Consider the following 18,832-nt stretch of genomic DNA (forward strand, 5'->3'; position numbering starts at 1 on the left):
TCCTCGCGAAGTTATACACGCATCCTGGGCTGAGGTTTTGCTGCAGTTCGAAGGAGGCGTGCATCCGTGGAAAAAAGAGGAAAGCAATGGACGTCAGCCGCAGACAATTTTTTAAAATCTGCGCGGGCGGTATGGCGGGAACAACGGTGGCCGCACTGGGTTTTACCCCTAAAATGGCCCTGGCTCAGGCGCGAAACTATAAGCTGTTGCGCGCAAAAGAGATCCGTAACTCCTGCACATACTGTTCCGTAGGTTGCGGGCTATTAATGTATAGCCTGGGAGATGGGGCAAAAAACGCGAAAGAAGCGATTTACCATATTGAAGGCGACCCGGATCATCCGGTAAGCCGTGGCGCGCTGTGCCCGAAAGGGGCCGGTTTGCTGGACTATGTTCACAGTGAAGATCGCCTACGCTATCCGGAATACCGCGCGCCGGGTTCCGACAAGTGGCAGCGCATTAGCTGGGATGACGCTTTCACTCGTATTGCTAAATTAATGAAAGCCGACCGCGACGCCAACTTTATTGAAAAGAACGAGCAGGGCGTCACGGTTAACCGCTGGCTCTCTACCGGAATGCTGTGCGCCTCGGCGGCCAGCAATGAAACGGGGATGCTGACGCAGAAGTTTGCGCGTTCTCTCGGTATGCTGGCGGTAGATAACCAGGCGCGCGTCTGACACGGACCAACGGTAGCAAGTCTTGCTCCAACATTTGGTCGCGGTGCGATGACCAACCACTGGGTGGATATTAAAAACGCCAACGTCGTGATGGTGATGGGCGGCAATGCCGCAGAAGCGCATCCGGTGGGTTTCCGCTGGGCGATGGAAGCGAAAAACAATAACGATGCGACGCTGATTGTCGTTGATCCACGCTTTACGCGTACGGCGTCGGTGGCGGATATCTATGCGCCAATACGTTCCGGTACAGACATTACCTTTCTGTCCGGCGTTTTGCTGTACCTGATCGAAAATAACAAAATCAACGCTGAATACGTTAAGCATTACACCAACGCCAGCCTGCTGGTGCGGGATGATTTTGCCTTTGATGACGGTCTTTTCAGCGGCTATGACGCCCAAAAGCGTCAGTACGATAAATCCTCCTGGAACTACCAGTTCGATGAAAACGGCTATGCCAAACGTGATGAAACGTTGACGCACCCACGCTGTGTGTGGAATCTGCTGAAGCAGCACGTTTCGCGCTATACGCCGGACGTCGTGGAAAACATCTGCGGTACGCCGAAAGCAGACTTCCTGAAGGTGTGTGAGGTGTTGGCCTCTACCAGCGTTCCGGATCGCACTACCACCTTCCTGTATGCGCTGGGCTGGACGCAACATACTGTCGGGGCGCAGAACATCCGTACTATGGCGATGATCCAGTTGCTGCTCGGCAATATGGGGATGGCTGGCGGCGGTGTGAACGCCTTGCGCGGCCACTCTAATATTCAGGGCTTAACGGATTTAGGACTGCTCTCCACCAGCCTGCCGGGCTACCTGACGCTACCGTCAGAAAAACAGGCCGATCTGCAAACTTATCTGGCCGCGAATACCCCCAAAGCGACGCTGGCCGATCAGGTCAACTACTGGGGTAATTATCCTAAGTTCTTCGTCAGCCTGATGAAATCTTTCTATGGCGATGCGGCGCAGAAAGAGAATGACTGGGGCTTTGCCTGGCTGCCTAAGTGGGATCAGTCCTATGACGTGATCAAATATTTCAACATGATGGATAGCGGGAAAGTCACCGGCTATTTCTGTCAGGGCTTTAACCCGGTGGCGTCCTTCCCGGACAAAAACAAAGTGGTGCAAAGCTTAAGCAAACTGAAGTATCTGGTCGTTATCGATCCGCTGGTGACTGAAACGTCAACGTTCTGGCAGAACCACGGCGAATCTAATGATGTTGATCCGACAACGATTCAGACCGAAGTCTTCCGTCTGCCGTCTACCTGTTTTGCGGAAGAGGATGGCTCTATCGCTAACTCCGGTCGCTGGTTACAGTGGCACTGGAAAGGTCAGGACGCGCCGGGCGAAGCGCGTAACGACGGCGAGATTCTGGCCGGTATTTACCATCGTCTGCGTGAAATGTATCGCGCAGAAGGCGGTAAAGGCGCCGAACCACTATTGAAGATGAGCTGGAACTACAAGCAGCCGGATGAACCGCATTCGGAAGAAGTGGCGAAAGAGAACAACGGCTATGCGCTGGAAGATCTCTATGACGCCAACGGGACACTGCTTGCCAGGAAAGGCCAGTTGTTGAGCAGTTTTGCATTACTGCGCGATGACGGTACGACATCCTCCTCCTGCTGGATTTATACCGGTAGCTGGACGGAGCAGGGCAACCAGATGTCCAGACGTGATAACGCCGACCCGTCAGGGCTTGGCAATACACTGGGTTGGGCGTGGGCGTGGCCGCTAAACCGTCGCGTATTGTATAACCGCGCTTCGGCGGACCCGCAGGGTAAACCGTGGGATCCAAAACGGATGCTGATCCAGTGGAACGGCGCGAAGTGGACAGGGAACGATATTCCGGACTTTAACAACGCGGCGCCGGGGAGCGGGACCAATCCGTTTATCATGCAGCCGGAAGGGCTGGGACGTCTGTTTGCTATTGATAAGATGGCGGAAGGACCGTTCCCTGAGCACTACGAGCCGATGGAAACGCCGCTGGGCACTAACCCGCTGCACCCGAATGTGGTCTCGAATCCGGCGGCGCGTCTGTATGAAGAAGATGCGCTGCGCATGGGTAAGAAGGAGCAGTTTCCGTACGTGGGCACGACTTACCGTCTCACAGAGCATTTCCATACCTGGACCAAACATGCGCTACTTAACGCTATCGCTCAGCCGGAACAGTTTGTGGAGATCAGTGAGACGCTGGCGGCAGCGAAAGGTATCGCTAACGGCGACTATGTGAAGGTGAGCAGTAAACGCGGGTTTATTCGCGCGGTCGCGGTGGTAACTCGTCGTCTTCGCACCCTGCATGTCAACGGTCAGCAGGTTGAAACGGTGGGGATCCCGATTCACTGGGGCTTTGAGGGTGTCGCGCGCAAAGGCTATATCGCCAATACTCTGACGCCAAATGTCGGTGATGCCAACTCGCAAACGCCGGAATACAAAGCGTTTTTAGTTAACATCGAGAAGGCGTAAGGGAGGCGAACATATGTCTATGGAAACGCAGGACATTATTAAACGGTCCGCAACAAACGCCATCACGCCGCCTCCGCAGGCGCGTGATTACAAAGCCGAAGTCGCGAAACTGATCGACGTCTCCTCCTGTGTCGGCTGTAAAGCCTGCCAGGTAGCCTGTTCTGAATGGAACGATATTCGCGATAACGTTGGTCATTGTGTCGGGGTGTACGATAACCCTGCAGATCTCAGCGCCAAGTCCTGGACGGTGATGCGCTTTACCGAAACCGAGCAGAACGGCAAGCTGGAGTGGCTGATTCGTAAAGATGGTTGTATGCACTGTGAAGATCCAGGCTGTCTTAAAGCCTGTCCATCTGCCGGGGCTATCATCCAGTACGCGAACGGGATTGTTGATTTTCAATCTGAACACTGTATCGGCTGTGGTTACTGTATCGCCGGGTGTCCGTTTAATATTCCGCGCCTCAACAAAGAGGACAACCGCGTTTATAAATGTACGCTCTGCGTCGATCGCGTCAGCGTGGGCCAGGAACCGGCCTGCGTCAAAACTTGTCCGACCGGGGCTATTCATTTCGGCACCAAAAAAGAGATGCTGGAACTGGGCGAGCAACGCGTGGAGAAGTTAAAAGCGCGCGGCTTTGAACATGCCGGTATCTACAACCCGCAGGGCGTTGGCGGCACGCACGTCATGTATGTGCTGCACCATGCCAATCAGCCGGAGTTGTACCACGGCTTGCCGAAAGATCCGCAGATCGATACCTCAATCAATCTGTGGAAAGGGGCGCTAAAACCGCTGGCCGCAGCGGGCTTTATCGCCACTTTCGCCGGTCTGATTTACCACTACATCGGTATTGGCCCGAATAAAGAAACGGACGACGATGAGGAGGATCATCATGAGTAAGTCGAAAATGATTGTGCGCACGAAATTTGTCGACCGCGCCTGTCACTGGACGGTGGTGATCTGCTTCTTCCTGGTAGCGCTGTCGGGGATTTCGTTTTTCTTCCCGACGCTACAATGGCTGACGCAAACTTTCGGCACGCCGCAGATGGGACGTATTTTGCACCCGTTCTTCGGTATTGCCATCTTTATCGCGCTGATGTTTATGTTCGTGCGTTTCGTCCACCACAACATCCCGGATAAAAAAGATATTCCGTGGCTGAAAAATATTGTCGAAGTATTGAAAGGCAATGAGCATAAGGTGGCGGATGTCGGCAAATACAATGCCGGACAGAAGATGATGTTCTGGTCCATTATGAGCATGATTTTTGTGCTGCTGGTGACTGGCGTGATTATCTGGCGTCCGTATTTCGCGCAGTATTTCCCCATGCAGGTGGTGCGTTATAGCCTGTTAATTCATGCGGCGGCGGGCATTATTTTAATGCACGCGATCCTCATCCATATGTATATGGCGTTTTGGGTGAAAGGCTCGATTAAAGGCATGATCGAAGGGAAGGTCAGCCGTCGCTGGGCGAAGAAACATCATCCACGCTGGTATCGTGAAATCGAGAAGGCGGAAGCAAAAAAAGAGAGCGAAAAAGGTATGCAGTAATTCTTTCGCGATCTGATAAACAAGGCGCTATCCTCGTAGCGCCTTGTTTTCATCTGCGGCCTGTTATCAAACCGCAGCAAATCGTTTAACGACGGAAATCGATGACCATACGGCCACGAATTTGCCCTTGTTCCATCTCTTTAAAAATAACGTTGATATCTTCAAGCGGACGTAAAGCGACTTTTGGCACGACTTTTCCTTCCGCCGCGAACTGGAAGGCTTCGGTCAGATCCTGGCGTGTCCCCACCAACGAACCGACAACCTGAATGCCATCCAGCACCAGGCGAGGGATATCAAGGTTCATGGCTTCTGGCGGCAGCCCGACTGCCACCACGCGGCCTCCGGCGCGAACGGCATCTACTGCGGAATTAAACGCCGCCTTAGCGACCGCGGTAACCACCGCTGCGTGCGCGCCACCGGTTTTTTCCTGCACAATTTTAGCCGCATCTTCCGTACGTGAATTAATGGTCAGATCTGCGCCCATTTCCTCGGCCAGTTTCAGTTGTCCATCATTGACATCAATGGCGATCACTTTCGCATTGAAAACGTTTTTCGCGTACTGCAAGGCCAGATTACCCAGACCGCCCAGACCGTAGATGGCAATCCACTGGCCAGGTTTAATATGAGAAATCTTCACCGCTTTATAGGTGGTAACGCCCGCGCAGGTAATACTACTTGCCGCCGCAGAGTCCAGACCTTCCGGTACTTTCACCGCATAATCCGCGACGACAATACACTCTTCGGCCATGCCGCCATCTACCGTGTAACCGGCATTTTTCACGTTGCGGCATAAGGTTTCATTGCCCGTATTGCAATACTCACAGTGTCCGCATCCTTCATAAAACCACGCGACACTCGCGCGATCGCCGGGTTTCAGCGAGGTGACACCGGGACCGACTTCCGCCACGACGCCAATGCCTTCGTGTCCCAGAATGACGCCGGTTTTGTCACCGAAATCGCCGTTTTTCACGTGTAGATCGGTATGGCATACGCCGCAGCACTCCATTTTTAGCAAAGCTTCACCGTGGCGAAGGGGACGCAGCGTTTTCTCAGTAACATCAACCTGATGATCTTGTGTGACAACAGCAGCTTTCATAACCTTCTCCTTTTATTAATAGTGAACTGCATAGCAGGTAAGTAATAGCAGGTAAGGCGCTATTACCTCTTTAGGATTAATATTTCTGATGAGTTATGCAAGGCGGCAGAAATACAATGTAATAGTTTAGCCAGGATTATCCTGATAAATCCCCGTTCAATACATAAAGGTGGCTAATATTAGTAGCTTGACAAATAAGCAGGAAAAGGAATTCAGGTGTGTCGACAGACTCGCCAAAACTAAAGAAGAAAGTGATATCCGGCGGCATTCACCGCCGGGTACGTATTAAATGGAAGTCCGACGGTAGTCGCGGTATTCCGGTTTCCAGAAGTTATCGTCAATCGCCTGTTGCAGCGCTTCCGCTGAGGTTTTCACCGCTACGCCTTGTTGCTGCGCCATTTTACCTACGGCAAAAGCGATAGCGCGCGACACGACCTGGATGTCTTTAAGCGCTGGTAACACTAACCCTTCGCCGTTATTCACCAGCGGAGAATGTTTCGCCAGCGTCTCACTGGCTGACATCAGCATTTCATCAGTAATGCGCGATGCACCGGAAGCGATAACCCCCAGACCGATGCCGGGGAAAATATAGGCGTTATTACATTGTGCGATCGGATAAACCTTATCTTTCCAGATGACCGGCGAGAATGGACTGCCGGTTGCCACCAGCGCGTTGCCTTCCGTCCAGGCGATAATGTCCTGTGGCGTGGCCTCCACGCGAGAGGTGGGATTAGAGAGCGGCATGACGATCGGGCGAGGGCAATGCTTATGCATCTCGCGGATGATCTCTTCAGTAAAGAGCCCGGTCTGGCCGGAAACCCCGATCAGAATATCCGGCTTCACGTTACGCACCACATCCAGCAGCGACAGCACGTCATTTTCGGTATCCCAGTGCTGGAGATTGTCGCATTTCTGCACCAGTTTTGCCTGGAACGGCAATAAATTTGGCATCCGGTCCGTCAGCAGGCCGAAGCGATCGACCATAAAAACGTTCTGTCGGGCGGCATCTTCGCTTAAACCTTCACGCTGAGTCTGTGCGATGATCTGTTCAGCAATCCCACATCCGGCGGAACCCGCGCCGAGGAAAACGATTTTCTGCTCGCTAAGCTGACTGCCGGCAGCGCGGCTGGCGGCGATCAACGTACCGACGGTCACGGCTGCGGTGCCCTGAATATCATCGTTAAAGGAGCAAATCTCATCACGATAGCGCGTCAGCAGCGGCATTGCGTTTTTCTGCGCGAAATCTTCAAACTGTAGCAGGATATCTGGCCAGCGCTGCTTAACGGCCTGAATAAACTCATCGACAAACGCATAATACTCATCGTCGGTAATGCGCGGATGACGCCAGCCCATGTAAAGCGGATCGTTGAGTAACTGTTGATTGTTGGTGCCGACATCCAGCACAACGGGAAGGGTATAGGCCGGACTAATGCCGCCGCAGGCGGTGTATAATGACAGCTTACCGATAGGGATCCCCATCCCGCCGATGCCCTGATCGCCAAGCCCCAGAATTCGCTCGCCATCCGTCACCACAATAACTTTAATGTTGTGGTTAGGCACATTCTGCAAAATGTCGTCCATGTTGTGACGATTCGGATAAGAGATAAACACGCCGCGTGCCCGGCGATAAATCTCAGAGAAGCGCTCACAGGCAGCGCCCACGGTCGGGGTATAGATAACCGGCATCATCTCTTCAAGATGGTTTTGCACCAGTCGATAAAAGAGCGTTTCGTTGGTATCCTGGATGTTACGCAGGTAAATATGCTTATCGATTTCTGTTTTAAACCCCTGATACTGGAGCCAGGCGCGTTCGGCCTGTTCTTCAATCGACTCGACGACCTCTGGCAGCAGCCCTGACAAATTGAAGTTGCGGCGCTCTTCTACGCTAAAAGCGCTGCCTTTGTTTAACAGGGGGAATTCCAGCAATACAGGGCCAGCGTAAGGGATATAAAGGGAACGTGCTTTCTTGGTTGTAGTTTCCATGTTACTCACTCTTTTTCGAATAACTGTCCCTGGCACCGTCGTTTATCATCATATATTGCCTTCCACCAGGGAACCGACCCTGAGTATAAAGCATTGTGAGACGTTAAGGTCATTCCTATAAACAAAAACACCATTGCAGATGCAATGGTGTTTAACGTCATTTCAGGACTGTACGATTACTTTTGGCTATCGGCGCGGCGCTTTCTGCCGGTTGGGTTATTCACCACGCTGCTGGTGTCGCCTTCAGTAACAACCTTACGCTGGTTGGAAATTCTGTAATCCAGTCCAAGTATATGACGAGCCTGACGGTTCGATTTCATGTTAACTCCTCAATCCTGTTGCTAGTTTTAAGGACAAATTCGCTTACGCGAAAGAAACGTAACCCCTAAGGTTGCCGATACAGCATAGCAGGTTTTACAGAGTCGGGTGCTGCCCGCTTACCACATAGTTGATGGTCTGCTGGTAGATGTCACTGAGGATGTCATTGTCGGAAGCCTCAACCCATTTGGTCAGCTCCATTAAAATATCATCTTCGGTGACAACGCCTAACTCCGCGCGTAATCCTTGTTCAATCGCGTTGACCAGGGCCGGTTGTGCTGCTGAGGTATTTGCTGAGTGATAAGTAAACATATAATGCCTCCGTGAACATGTATTTATTTAGTACGGCTCGCAGAAAATTAATTCGTATTCAGCATGGCAAATATTTTTGCGGCTGTGGTTAAGATTAGTCCTGGAGTTATTTTAACGCAAGGCGGAACTCTAATTGTTTACCCCAGAAGAAAATATATTACGTTTGCCAATTACATATCCTCATACGAGTAGTGGACAATAAATATACATTTAAAAGGCTACTTATTGCGATTTTTATCCTTTATTACAACGAGATAAGACAAATCTTAATTTGAATGAAAATATACATAATGGAATACGCTTCCGGAAGAAAAAGTAAGGATAAAAGGAGGGATATATTCTTTAAAGAAAGGGAGGCCTGTTGGTTTAATATTCATCACTGAAAAAGCATACAACTATTTTCTATATCTGAAGTGCGGGTAATCGACAACATGCTACCTCCATCGGCATGGACAACGCAGATTTGCAGCATGGTCTATACTTTATTTTTTGAGCCAACAGGAGAGCAAAAATGACAATCCATAAGAAAGGTCAGGCACACTGGGAAGGCGACATCAAACGGGGTAAAGGTACTGTATCAACAGAAAGCGGCGTGCTTAATCAACAACCGTATGGATTCAATACCCGGTTCGAAGGCGCGCAGGGAACCAACCCGGAAGAGTTAATCGGCGCCGCACATGCGGCCTGTTTCTCCATGGCGCTATCACTTATGCTGGGAGAGGCTGGATTTACGCCGACATCCATTGACACCACCGCTGACGTATCGCTTGATAAGGTGGAGGCGGGCTTCGCCATTACCAAAATTGCGCTACAAAGCAAAGTTGCGGTAGCAGATATTGATGCTTCAACTTTCGATCAAATCATCCAGAAAGCAAAAGCCGGGTGCCCGGTATCGCAGGTTCTGAATGCGGAAATCACCCTCGACTACCAGCTTAACGCCTGATAACCTCTCCAGCCCGGTAACGACTCTTGTTTATCGGGCTGATGAATATACCTTCAGGCGGAGGGCTCGCTCCCGGTCTATCTGAGATCCTGCCGTATTTTTATCACCTCAACGCGCCGTAGACCACGTCTGTGGCTATTGTCGTGGTCTACTTTTTCGCCTTAAAATCTGCTCGCCATGTTGCTTTATTCATCAAACATCAAAATCAGTCAACGTAAATATCAATAATAGCCATATCGCGGAGGGTGATCTTTATTCCTGAGAGAGGAGGGGTATTATTTTCTGCGTTCTACATTAACGGGTTAACGCGCAGATGTAGAGGTTATTTATATAATTATTGGAGCAACAACAATGAATAAATTCTCCCTTGCTACAGCAGGTATTATCGTGGCAGCGCTGGTAACCAGTGTTAGCGTGAATGCGGCAACAGATACTACTAAAACAAACGTTACGCCTAAAGGTATGAGCTGCCAGGAGTTTGTTGACCTCAATCCGCAGACGATGGCGCCAGTCGCTTTCTGGGTGCTGAATGAAGATGAAGATTTTAAAGGCGGGGACTACGTTGATTTCCAGGAAACTGAGACGACAGCAGTGCCGCTGGCCGTTGAGCTTTGTAAGAAAAACCCGCAGAGTGAATTAAGCAAAATAAAAGACGAAATCAAGAAAGAACTCTCAAAATAAGAGTAAACTGATATCAAAACCCGGCCTGTGTGTCGGGTTTTACTATTTGTGACGCCGTCACAAATAACATCTTCCATTTCTCCTACCAATCACGTGGTATTGCACTATTTTCATTAGAGCCCTTTCACTATATGGAGACCTAATGAAAATTTTACCGCTGGCACTCTTTATCATTCCTTTTCTGGCCGGATGCGGCGCCAATAATACGCCGCCGCAAACGCCTATTCCCGGGGAAAAAACCTCTGCCAAATTACGTACCCTGGAAACAGGCGCGGCGGCTATTCAATCCAGACCACCTGTCGATGCCATCAGTACCTACCTTGACGGGTTCCATTTTTATAGCGGTGATAAAAACGGACAGATGGAAGCGCACCATTACGTTACCGTCCTGAACGAAGATGTCATGCAGGCGGTGATTTACGACGGCAATACGAAAAACGCGCGCCTGATGGGGGTGGAGTACATTATCAACGAACGTTTATTTAAAACGCTTCCTCCCGAGGAGAAAAAACTGTGGCACAGCCACCAGTACGAGGTGAAATCCGGTAGCCTGGTGGCGCCTGGCTTACCGCAGGTCGCTGATAAGGCGTTGATGAGTAAGATTGTTAATACTTATGGCAAGACTTGGCACACCTGGCATACCGACCGGGATAAAACCCTGCCAATGGGTATCCCTGCGCTGATGATGGGCTTTACTGGCGACGGGCAGCTTGACCCCGTGCTGCTGGCCGATCGGGATCGCCGTCTGGGAATTGATACCCAGGCCATTAAACGCGAGCGGCAGGATCTGCCTGAACATCCCGTTGTTAAGGGGGCTAACGCCTGGGAGCAGGGGGAGGTTATCCAGCTACAGCGTGTTCAGGGCTCTGGCGAACACGGGCGAGGCGATACCGCGCACTTCGGTACATCTGAGCAATCCCGACAATAATTCCACGGTTTTACACGCAGATAGGAAAAAGAATGCCTGTTAAGTGACAGTGTCACGTAAAAATTAGCCCCATAGTCTATGCTTGTTTTTCGGATGCTGTAGAGGTTATGGGTTAAACGGAGCGACAAATGAGTTCAAAAATTTTTTGCAAAAGCTGGGGAGCTGAATATATCGCCGCTGATGTTGTCCGCTTTCGTCTTTGGGCCACCGGTCAGCAAAAGGTTATGCTCAGGCTTGCGGGTAAAGACCAGGAAATGCAGGCGAGCGGTGACGGCTGGTTTACGCTGGACGTCTCCGGGGTGAGGCCAGGTACGGAGTATAACTTTGTACTCAGCGATGGCATGGTGGTCCCCGATCCGGCTTCCCGCGCTCAAAAAACTGACGTCAACGGTCCGTCATATGTGGTTGATCCAGGCAGCTACACGTGGCGCAACACCGGGTGGAAAGGTAGCCGTTGGGAGCAGGCCGTGGTGTATGAGATGCATACAGGCACGTTCACTCCGGAAGGCACCTTCCGCGCCGCAATAGCGAAGCTGCCTTATCTCGCTGAACTCGGCGTTACCGTTATTGAAGTGATGCCCGTTGCGCAATTTGGCGGCGAGCGTGGCTGGGGCTATGACGGCGTACTGCTTTACGCGCCGCATTCTGCCTATGGGACGCCGGATGATTTCAAGGCGTTTATTGACGCCGCGCATGGGTATGGTCTTTCCGTCGTCCTGGATATTGTGCTGAACCATTTCGGCCCGGAGGGAAATTATTTACCGCTATTGGCGCCAGCGTTTTTCCACAAAGAGCGCATGACGCCGTGGGGAAATGGTATCGCCTATGATGTCGACGCCGTGCGGCGCTATATCATCGAGGCGCCGTTATACTGGCTGACAGAATACCATCTCGACGGCTTACGCTTTGACGCTATCGATCAGATTGAGGACAGTAGCGCCAGGCATGTGCTGGTTGAAATCGCACAACGTATTCGGGAAGACATTACCGACAGATCCATTCATCTGACCACCGAAGATAGCCGCAATATTATTTCTCTGCATCCCCGAGATCAGGATGGCAATGCGCCTCTGTTTACCGCCGAATGGAATGACGATTTTCATAATGCCGTCCACGTTTTTGCGACCGGAGAGACCCAGGCCTACTACAACGATTTTGCTGATGCCCCGGAAAAACACCTCGCAAGAGCGCTGGCCGAAGGATTCGCTTATCAGGGAGAAATTTCACCACAAACCGGCGAACCTCGCGGCGTAAAAAGTACCGGACAACCCCCGGTCGCTTTTGTGGATTTTATTCAGAATCACGATCAGGTCGGTAACCGCGCCCAGGGCGACAGACTGATAACCCTGGCGGGTGCTGAACGAACAAAAGTATTGCTCGCCACGTTGCTGCTTTCACCGCATATTCCGCTGCTTTTTATGGGCGAAGAGTATGGCGAAAGCCGTCCTTTTCTTTTTTTTACCGATTTCCATGGGGATTTAGCCCGCGCCGTTCGTGAAGGTCGCGCAAAAGAGTTTGCCGATCATGCAGGGGAAAATGTTCCGGACCCGAATGCGCCAGAGACCTTTCAACGCTCAAAACTTAACTGGAAGCAACAGCACAGTGAAGAGGGTAAAGCGTGGCTGGCGTTTACCCGCGAACTACTGCTTTTGCGCCAGAAGCATATCGTGCCGCTGTTGTCCGCTGCCCGTGAGAGCTCAGGAACGGTATTGCAAACCGCGCCCGGGTTTATTGCCGTTAGCTGGCGTTTTCCGGGAGGAACACTGTCACTGGCGCTGAATATTAGCGCCACGACGGTATTGCTGCCCGATTTACCGGGTAAGACTCTCTTCGCCTGGCCGAATGAATCCACCGGGTCGCTTTCCCAACATTCTCTTATTGTCCGCTTAGCCCAGGGAGAGTCTGCATCATGATCCCAACTGCAACGTATCGTCTTCAGTTTCGCAATGGCATGACCTTCGATCGCGCTGCGGCGCTGGTGCCTTACCTTAAAAATCTGGGTATCAGCCATCTTTATGCCTCACCCATCTTTACCGCCACCAAAGCGTCAACGCATGGTTATGATGTCACCGATGCGAATGAGATTGAGCCCTCTATTGGCGGGCGCGAAGGATTTGAAAGACTGGTGGCCGAACTTAAAGCGCAAGGGCTGGGATTGATCATCGATATTGTGCCTAATCACATGGCCAGCTCGCTGGAAAACGCCTGGTGGCGCGACGTGCTTGAATATGGCAAGGAGAGCCGTTACGCGCGCCATTTCGATATTGACTGGTCGCGCCGACTGACGCTGCCTTTTTTAGGCGACACGTTTGACGCCGTGCTGGAAAACGGAGAAATTGCGATCAAGCCCGATCCCGCTACGGGTAAACCCACGTTCGCCTATTATGATAACTATTATCCGCTTGCGCCGGCGACGTGGCAGGGGCGCGAGGCCGAAATACTAGCGCTTACCGATAAAGCCGCTATTGCTGATTTGCATGAGCGCCAGCCGTGGAAATTAATGTCCTGGCGCGAGGCCGCTCGCTCGCTTTCATATCGGCGTTTCTTTGAGGTCACAGGGCTGGTAGGAATGCGGGTGGAAGATAAAACCGTCTTCGACGATACACATCGGCTGATTCTGGAGCTGGTCAGAACGGGGGCGGTTGACGGTTTACGTATCGATCATATCGACGGCCTTGCCGATCCGAAAGCCTATCTTGCGCGTTTACGTCAGGAAGTGGGGCCGGCGTGCTATATCACCGTGGAAAAAATTCTCGCTAAAGGCGAGCAACTTCCTGATGACTGGCCGGTTTCCGGCACCACAGGCTATGAATTTATCGCCTCGCTGGCGGAGGTGCTGGTTGACGATGAGCAGATAGACAATCTGCGCCAGGCTTACGAGACCGTTAAAGGCGCGCCAGTGGATATGCGGGCGGAATTACGGGCGGCTAAATTGCTGATGGTCGATCGCAATTTCGAGGGGGAATTTACCCGGCTGCTCGCGCTTGCGCTGTCGATTGCCAGCGAGCTACAGATCGCACAGGAAGAGAGCGTCGTTCGGCAGGCGTTACGCGAGTTATTAATTGCCTTTCCCGTATATCGCACTTACGGCACGGCAGAAGGGCTACCGCCGACCGATATTTGCCTGTTACACCGTATTGTGGAACGGGTAAAGACGCTTGAAAATCCTCCGCAGCCAGAAGCGCTTACATTTCTGAGCCGTCTTCTTACCGGCGATGTTCCCGCCTCCAGCCAGGAGGAGGCGACACAGTTTCGCGTTCGGTTCCAACAACTCACCGGTCCGCTGATGGCGAAATCGGTAGAGGATACGCTTTTCTTTCGTCAAAACATGGGACTGGCGTTAAATGAAGTCGGCGCCGAGCCCGTTACGCATCACTTCTCCATCGAACGCTTTCACCATGAGATGAAAACCCGACAGGCGCGACAGCCTGATGCGCTATCCGGTACGTCGACCCACGATACCAAGCGAGGCGAGGATGCGCGAGCACGCCTGTATACGCTTACCGAAGCGCCGGAACAGTGGAGCGAATGCCTTGCCCGCTGGCGGCAGATGAACCAGACCCATGTCAAATTTTTAAATGATGGCACTGCGCCAAAATCGGCGGATACGTGGATGTTATATCAGGCGCTGACCGGCGTCTGGCCCCCGATGCTACAACCACAGGACGAAACAGGTTTAAACGCGCTGAAAATACGCTTTGAAGCCTTTGTGGAGAAAGCGCTACGCGAAGCGAAGCTACGTACCGATTGGGTGGACAGTAATGAGGCTTACGAAACGGCAATGCTTGATTACGCCCGTTATTTACTGGCACCGGATAATCAGACATTTTTGCAGGATTTTTATCGTTCCTTGCAACCCTTCATCCGCGCAGGGCTGGTTAACAGCCTGACGCAGACCGTTATCAAATTAACCGCGCCGGGGGTACCTGATATCTATCAGGGGAGCGAGGCGTTGAATTTTAGTCTTGTCGATCCCGACAACCGCCGCGAACCGGATTTCGCCATGCTGGCGCAGCAGTTAGACCAACTAACGCCGGGAGTTTTCTCGCGCGAAGAGAGTTGGCTGAACGGGCAGGTGAATCAGTATGTCACAGCTGCATTACTGCGTTTGCGTCAGCAGAATCATGAGCTCTTCCGTTTTGGCGACTATATACCGCTGCGGGCTGTTGGTCAGCGTGCCGACAAGGTCATCGCTTACGCCAGAGTCAATCATGATGATGCGCTGATTGTTGTTGCGCCCCGACTAGTGTTCGCCGAATGTGACGGCTTATTGTCACAATCGCATAGCGGTTTCTGGGCAGGAACCGACATTATTATACCCGGACAGCTTAATCAGCATCATTATCGCAATGTGCTTACCCAGGAGAGGTTAATGCCTGGTGAACGCCTGTCGTTGGCCTCACATCAGGGCGGCGTACTGGTTTTAATGAGCGACTGAGTTTATGTGTTGATGTGCCGTGACAGGACAACGTTTACCGTGGGTGGAGAAAGAGAATGACAACAAACAGGGCTTTTGAAATCAGATCAGGATACAGCCATACGCTTGGCGCAAATTATGACGGCGAAGGCGTGAATTTCGCTATTTTTTCCGCCCATGCGGAACGCGTCGAGCTTTGCCTTTACGATCCGAGCGGGGAGCATGAAATCGCTCGTCTGGAGTTACCGGAATATACCGACGAAATATGGCACGGCTATGTCCCGAAGTTGCAGCCCGGCGCGCTGTATGGGTACCGCGTTTACGGTCCTTATGACCCGGAAAATGGTCATCGTTTTAACCCCAACAAGCTGCTTATTGACCCTTATGCCCGTGAGCTGGTGGGCGATATTCAGTGGAACGATGCGCATTTCGCGTATCAATTACTTCATGACGATAAAGATTTGACCTTTGATGACCAGGATAGCGCGCCATTTACGCCTAAATGCCGGGTGATTGATCCGGCTGAGGCGAATTGGGAGGATAGACAACGGCCTTCCATACCGTGGTCGAACGCCATTATTTATGAAACGCATGTAAAAGGCTTTACCCAGCTTAATTCCGCGATCCCTGAGCCTCTACGCGGTACGTTTGAGGGCATGGGGCATAAAGCCAGCGTGGATTACATTAAAAGTCTGGGGATTACCTCCGTCGAGCTTTTACCCGTTCACTGGTTCCCGGACGATCAGCATCTGCTCGATAAAGGGCTGAAAAATTTCTGGGGATACAACTCGCTGGGCTTTTTTGCGCCAGCGACGCGCTACTATGGTCCAAAAGGTATTCAGGGATTCCGCGATATGGTGCGCGCTTTCCATGATGCCGGCATCGAAGTGATACTGGACGTGGTCTATAACCATACGGCAGAAGGGAATGAACTTGGCCCCACGCTGTCATTTAAAGGTATCGATAACTTCTCTTACTATCGCACGATGCCCGATCAGCATCGCTATTACATTAACGATACAGGGACAGGTAATACCGTCAATACCTCTCATCCACGGGTACTGCAAATGGTGATGGATTCCCTTCGCTATTGGGCGGAGTCAATGCATGTCGACGGCTTTCGTTTTGATTTGGGCACCATTCTTGGTCGTGAGCCGGAAGGCTTTGATCAGAGAGGCGGCTTTTTTGATGCGGTAACGCAAGACCCGGTGCTGGCAAAACTGAAACTGATTGGCGAACCCTGGGATATCGGACCGGGCGGCTATCAGGTTGGCGGCTTTCCACCAGGGTGGGGCGAATGGAATGATAAATACCGAGATACGGTACGCGAATACTGGAAAGGTGACAACGTCACAAATGATTTCGCCGCACGCCTGCTGGGTTCCGGCGATCTCTATGATTTGCGCGGCCGTCGCCCCTGGTCAAGCGTTAACTTTATTACTGCCCATGACGGCTTCACGCTGAACGATCTGGTGTCTTATAACGACAAACATAATGAAGCCAATGGCGAAGATAATAATGACGGGCATAATGATAACCGCTCCTGTAACTATGGCGCAGAAGGGCCAACCGACGACGAAGGCATCAATGCGATACGCGAGCAACAGAAACGCAATTTCCTGACCACCTTGCTTTTCTCGCACGGCACGCCGATGTTATTAGCGGGCGATGAGTTTGGCCGCAGTCAGATGGGCAATAATAATGGCTACTGTCAGGACAGTGAAATATCGTGGGTCCACTGGGATAATTTGCCGGAAACCGCCAATGCGCTACGAGAGTTTACCCGTCATCTGATTCAACTGCGCGCCACGCAACCGTTGCTGCGCCGGGAGAGCTGGCGTGACGGTCTGGAGATCCGCTGGTTTAACGCCGGCGGAGGGGCGCAGCAATCCGAACAATGGGATGAGGGATCGACGATAGGCGTATGCATTAGTCGACCCGATCTACAGCCGGAAGCGGGGATCTGGCATGACGCCTTACTGCTTTTCAATCCGTTTGAAGGCAGCGTACCGTTCCGTATTCCGATGTGGGGAGAAGGCGGCTGGGTACTTGAACTGACGACTGCCGATAACGCGCAGCAGGGAATGCGGATTACCGAAGAAATGGATTTCGATCTGGCCGGGCGCAGTATCGTGTTATTCAGACGCCCCTGATAGTAAAACCGCGCTCCGGACCCAACCGGCCTTGATGGCCGGTTTTTTACTGGCGCTCAGGCGATATCATGCCGCAGAAATAACACCGGTGTTAGTTTACCGCCCGAAAAATTCATCCGCCTGTTGGTATTCCTTTGATTGTCTTCACCGATATTCGCTTCAGGCCGTCTATTGCCATTTCAAGGTAGGTACGTGGACATCCCAGATTTAAACGGATAAATCCGCTGCCCGCCGGGCCAAAGCCGCTGCCCATTGAAGGAGCAATACCCGCGACATCCGCCATTACCCATTTTAGCTGTTCGTCATCCAGTCCCAGTTTTTTACAATCCATCCATAATAAATAGGTTCCCTGCGCCGGGACAATTCTTGCCCAGGGAAGGTGCTCTGTCGCCTGTTCAACAAACCAGCGGCGGTTTTCCGCCAGGTAATCCAGTAGCGAATCCAGCCACTGTCTGCTTTCATTCCATGCGGTAGTCGCCGCCTGAACGGAGAGGGCGTTAAAGACGTCCAGCCCATGAGCGTCCAGACGAGACAGGAATCGCTGGCGAAGCGTAGGATCGGGAATGAGAAAATTAGAAATTCGCAACGACGATAAGCCAAACGTTTTGCTGGCCGCAGTGGCGGAGATGACCCGTTTATGCCAGCGCTCCCCTAAATGCAGTACCGAGGTAAAGGTTTCGCCGGGCAGCAATAGATCGGCCCATATTTCATCCGAGATGAGAGTGACATCATAAGCTTCACATAATAAAAGCAGTTGCTCCAGCTCGTTGGCCGACCAGCAACGCCCGGTTGGATTATGTGGATTACACAAAATCATCAGCGGAGGGCGCTCATGGCGAAACAGCCTTTCCAGTTGGCAAAAATCCATCTGGTAGCCGTCGTCCGGCGACTCGCTAAGGGGATTCTCCAGCAGTTTTCTACCATTAAGCGTGATTATTTTGGCGAAGGAGCCATAGTATGGTCCCTGTACCACTACGCCGTCGCCTGGATGCGTCAACATTTGCACCAAGAGCGCCAACCCTGGTACGACGCCTTCCACGCTGCATACCCATTCCTGTTTTAACGTGAGCTGGTGGCGTGACGAAAACCAGTGAAGCAGGGCGTTAAAATAGGCCTCATCGCGTTCGCTATAGCCAAATACGCCGTGCTCGATTCGCTGATGTAATGCCGCCTGAACCTCAGGCGGGCAGGCAAAATCGAAATCAGAAACCCACATCGGCAGCAGTTTTCCAGCGCCGTCGCCAAAGTGGCGCTCAATAAAATCCCACTTTACCGAACCAGTATTGTTGCGATTGATAATCTGGTTAAAATCCATCTTGT

General features: G+C 51.9%; 14 protein-coding genes. 9 read left to right on the forward strand and 5 right to left on the reverse strand.

All coding sequences use genetic code 11. The features are described from left to right. Positions 1-86: 86 nt before the first annotated feature. Genes fdnG through fdnI form a run of 3 tightly spaced genes read left to right on the forward strand, consistent with a single transcriptional unit; the run spans position 87 to position 4,681 of the window. Positions 87-3,134 carry a formate dehydrogenase-N subunit alpha gene (gene fdnG / locus ACLJPQ_RS08430; RefSeq protein ID WP_077684034.1) on the forward strand — a complete coding sequence of 1,016 codons (3,048 nt, stop codon included), beginning with the start codon at positions 87-89 and terminating at the stop codon, positions 3,132-3,134. A gap of 13 nt (positions 3,135-3,147) precedes the next feature. Continuing rightward, a complete protein-coding gene (gene fdxH / locus ACLJPQ_RS08435; protein WP_000061599.1) occupies positions 3,148-4,032 on the forward strand; it encodes a formate dehydrogenase subunit beta in 885 nt (294 codons plus the stop codon). Next, positions 4,025-4,681 carry a formate dehydrogenase-N subunit gamma gene (fdnI, locus tag ACLJPQ_RS08440; RefSeq protein WP_080184707.1) on the forward strand — a complete coding sequence of 219 codons (657 nt, stop codon included), beginning with the start codon at positions 4,025-4,027 and terminating at the stop codon, positions 4,679-4,681. The genes fdxH and fdnI overlap by 8 nt, the downstream gene beginning before the upstream one ends. A gap of 85 nt (positions 4,682-4,766) precedes the next feature. Here the strand turns inward: fdnI and adhP are convergent, their stop codons facing one another. The 4 genes from adhP to bdm form a co-directional block, all read right to left on the reverse strand. Continuing rightward, entirely contained in the window at positions 4,767-5,777 is a 1,011-nt protein-coding gene (gene adhP, locus ACLJPQ_RS08445; protein WP_000642447.1) for an alcohol dehydrogenase AdhP, read from the reverse strand. A 285-nt stretch (positions 5,778-6,062) separates the two neighbouring features. Then, positions 6,063-7,760: an NAD-dependent malic enzyme gene (locus tag ACLJPQ_RS08450; RefSeq protein ID WP_000450511.1), complete on the reverse strand. Its 1,698-nt coding sequence runs from the start codon at positions 7,758-7,760 to the stop codon at positions 6,063-6,065. A 176-nt stretch (positions 7,761-7,936) separates the two neighbouring features. Further along, positions 7,937-8,080: a stationary-phase-induced ribosome-associated protein gene (gene sra, locus ACLJPQ_RS08455; RefSeq protein WP_000841559.1), complete on the reverse strand. Its 144-nt coding sequence runs from the start codon at positions 8,078-8,080 to the stop codon at positions 7,937-7,939. 94 nt (positions 8,081-8,174) lie between these two features. Then, entirely contained in the window at positions 8,175-8,390 is a 216-nt protein-coding gene (gene bdm, locus ACLJPQ_RS08460; RefSeq protein ID WP_000495700.1) for a biofilm-dependent modulation protein, read from the reverse strand. A 511-nt stretch (positions 8,391-8,901) separates the two neighbouring features. Here bdm and ACLJPQ_RS08465 point away from each other — a divergent pair. From ACLJPQ_RS08465 to glgX, 6 genes are all read left to right on the forward strand, one after another. Continuing rightward, positions 8,902-9,333, forward strand: a complete 432-nt coding sequence (locus ACLJPQ_RS08465; RefSeq protein ID WP_000152297.1) for an OsmC family protein — start codon at positions 8,902-8,904, stop codon at positions 9,331-9,333. Positions 9,334-9,684: 351 nt separating this feature from the next. Next, entirely contained in the window at positions 9,685-10,014 is a 330-nt protein-coding gene (gene hdeB / locus ACLJPQ_RS08470; protein WP_001032161.1) for an acid-activated periplasmic chaperone HdeB, read from the forward strand. A gap of 142 nt (positions 10,015-10,156) precedes the next feature. Continuing rightward, complete coding sequence (locus tag ACLJPQ_RS08475; RefSeq protein ID WP_080184706.1) at positions 10,157-10,942, forward strand: OBAP family protein; 786 nt, start codon at positions 10,157-10,159, stop codon at positions 10,940-10,942. 128 nt (positions 10,943-11,070) lie between these two features. Continuing rightward, a complete protein-coding gene (gene treZ / locus ACLJPQ_RS08480; RefSeq protein ID WP_000095546.1) occupies positions 11,071-12,855 on the forward strand; it encodes a malto-oligosyltrehalose trehalohydrolase in 1,785 nt (594 codons plus the stop codon). Next, on the forward strand, positions 12,852-15,380 hold the full coding sequence (treY, locus tag ACLJPQ_RS08485; protein ID WP_042947267.1) for a malto-oligosyltrehalose synthase: 2,529 nt from the start codon (positions 12,852-12,854) through the stop codon (positions 15,378-15,380). Before treZ ends, treY begins: the two co-directional genes overlap by 4 nt. Before the next feature lie 56 nt (positions 15,381-15,436). Beyond that, entirely contained in the window at positions 15,437-17,512 is a 2,076-nt protein-coding gene (glgX, locus tag ACLJPQ_RS08490; RefSeq protein WP_001527713.1) for a glycogen debranching protein GlgX, read from the forward strand. Positions 17,513-17,624: 112 nt separating this feature from the next. Here the strand turns inward: glgX and ACLJPQ_RS08495 are convergent, their stop codons facing one another. Continuing rightward, positions 17,625-18,827 carry a MalY/PatB family protein gene (locus ACLJPQ_RS08495; RefSeq protein ID WP_000347156.1) on the reverse strand — a complete coding sequence of 401 codons (1,203 nt, stop codon included), beginning with the start codon at positions 18,825-18,827 and terminating at the stop codon, positions 17,625-17,627. Between the last annotated feature and the right edge of the window lie 5 nt (positions 18,828-18,832).

Origin of the sequence: Salmonella sp. SAL04213 (assembly GCF_046550535.1) — a bacterium.
In the GTDB taxonomy this organism is placed as follows: domain Bacteria; phylum Pseudomonadota; class Gammaproteobacteria; order Enterobacterales; family Enterobacteriaceae; genus Salmonella; species Salmonella enterica.

Excerpts from the sequence above, each read along its gene's own strand:
- fdxH (WP_000061599.1), top strand. The coding sequence starts at position 3,148 with ATGTCTATGGAAACGCAGGACATTATTAAACGGTCCGCAACAAACGCC.
- fdnI (WP_080184707.1), top strand. The coding sequence starts at position 4,025 with ATGAGTAAGTCGAAAATGATTGTGCGCACGAAATTTGTCGACCGCGCC.
- adhP (WP_000642447.1), bottom strand. The coding sequence starts at position 5,777 with ATGAAAGCTGCTGTTGTCACACAAGATCATCAGGTTGATGTTACTGAG.
- ACLJPQ_RS08450 (WP_000450511.1), bottom strand. The coding sequence starts at position 7,760 with ATGGAAACTACAACCAAGAAAGCACGTTCCCTTTATATCCCTTACGCT.
- sra (WP_000841559.1), bottom strand. The coding sequence starts at position 8,080 with ATGAAATCGAACCGTCAGGCTCGTCATATACTTGGACTGGATTACAGA.
- bdm (WP_000495700.1), bottom strand. The coding sequence starts at position 8,390 with ATGTTTACTTATCACTCAGCAAATACCTCAGCAGCACAACCGGCCCTG.
- ACLJPQ_RS08465 (WP_000152297.1), top strand. The coding sequence starts at position 8,902 with ATGACAATCCATAAGAAAGGTCAGGCACACTGGGAAGGCGACATCAAA.
- hdeB (WP_001032161.1), top strand. The coding sequence starts at position 9,685 with ATGAATAAATTCTCCCTTGCTACAGCAGGTATTATCGTGGCAGCGCTG.
- ACLJPQ_RS08475 (WP_080184706.1), top strand. The coding sequence starts at position 10,157 with ATGAAAATTTTACCGCTGGCACTCTTTATCATTCCTTTTCTGGCCGGA.
- treZ (WP_000095546.1), top strand. The coding sequence starts at position 11,071 with ATGAGTTCAAAAATTTTTTGCAAAAGCTGGGGAGCTGAATATATCGCC.
- treY (WP_042947267.1), top strand. The coding sequence starts at position 12,852 with ATGATCCCAACTGCAACGTATCGTCTTCAGTTTCGCAATGGCATGACC.
- glgX (WP_001527713.1), top strand. The coding sequence starts at position 15,437 with ATGACAACAAACAGGGCTTTTGAAATCAGATCAGGATACAGCCATACG.
- ACLJPQ_RS08495 (WP_000347156.1), bottom strand. The coding sequence starts at position 18,827 with ATGGATTTTAACCAGATTATCAATCGCAACAATACTGGTTCGGTAAAG.